Source organism: Pelosinus baikalensis, assembly GCF_020819555.1.
Taxonomy (GTDB): domain Bacteria; phylum Bacillota; class Negativicutes; order DSM-13327; family DSM-13327; genus Pelosinus; species Pelosinus baikalensis.
The window spans coordinates 1-1,185 of the sequence record NZ_JAJHJB010000118.1 but is presented as its reverse complement, the minus strand read 5'-3'; the positions used below and the strand labels follow the sequence as shown (position 1 = coordinate 1,185).

Sequence of the window (1,185 nt, the reverse complement as noted above, 5' to 3'; positions counted from 1 at the left end):
CTGGGAATGAATTTGACCCCAGTCCTTGCGACGGCCTGTCCATTTTTTCGTAATATCCATCATAGCCAAGTATAGCATTTTTAATAAGCTGTCATCGGTCGGGAAAACCGATTTAGCCTTTGTTACTTTACGCAGCTGGCGGTTGAAGTTTTCTATCGCATTCGTGGTATAAATTAGCGTCCTTACTTCCTGTGGATATTTAAAATAGGTAGATAAATTAGCCCAATTAGACCTCCACGACAATGCAATCTTCGGATATTTTGCACTCCACTTTTCATCAAATGCATCAAGTTGATATAAAGCAGTCTGCTCATCTACGGCAGCATAAACCGCTTTCAGATCGGCCATCAATGCTTTGATATCCTTGTATGAAACAAATTTTGTTGAGTTGCGAATTTGATGAATTACGCACTGTTGGATTTCCGTCTTTGGAAAACCAGCTTCGATAGCGTTAGAAAAACCAGTAAGGCCATCAACGCAAGCAATTAAAATATCTTCTACACCACGATTTTTTAGGCTGTTTAAAATTCCAAGCCAGAACTTGGCGCTTTCATTTTCACCTACCCACATACCTAGAATGTCGCGAATGCCGTCCATTTGAACGCCAATAGCAATGTAAACAGCTTTTTTAACAATCTGGCCTTCGCTACGAACATGGAAATGGATTGCGTCCATGAATACAACGGCATATATGTTCTCTAAGGGCCTCACTTGCCATTCCTTCACTACAGGAAGGATTTTATCAGTAACACGGCTGATCGTGCTATCAGATACCTCTATCCCGTAAATATCTCGAATATGACTTTCAATATCACTTGTGGTCATACCCTTGGCGTACATGGATAAAATCTTTTCTTCAATATCACCACTGAGCGTAGTTTGGTTTTTCTTTACGAGTTGTGGTTCAAAATCACCTTTGCGATCTCTTGGAACAGCGATTTCTATATCACCAAGGCTAGTCTTTAACGTTTTTTCGCTATAGCCGTTGCGACTATTATCGGTTTCTTTGTTGCGATAGTCGTATTTTCTATAGCCCAATTCTTCATCTAATTCGCCTTCAAGGCCGTTTTCTAACACAGTGCTTACCATTTCTTTGAACAGTTCTTGTACACCAGCAACATCGTTAATTCCGGCTCCTTGAAGTAGCTCCAATAATTTTTTCCGTTGTTCTCTACGTTCAGGGGT

At 40.5% G+C, this 1,185-nt stretch carries 1 protein-coding gene; it reads right to left on the bottom strand.

What is annotated here, in order from left to right; all coding sequences use genetic code 11:
* Positions 1-1,152: IS256 family transposase (locus LMF89_RS25355; RefSeq protein ID WP_229537585.1), on the bottom strand; the 1,152-nt coding region annotated here is incomplete at its 3' end.
* Between the last annotated feature and the right edge of the window lie 33 nt (positions 1,153-1,185).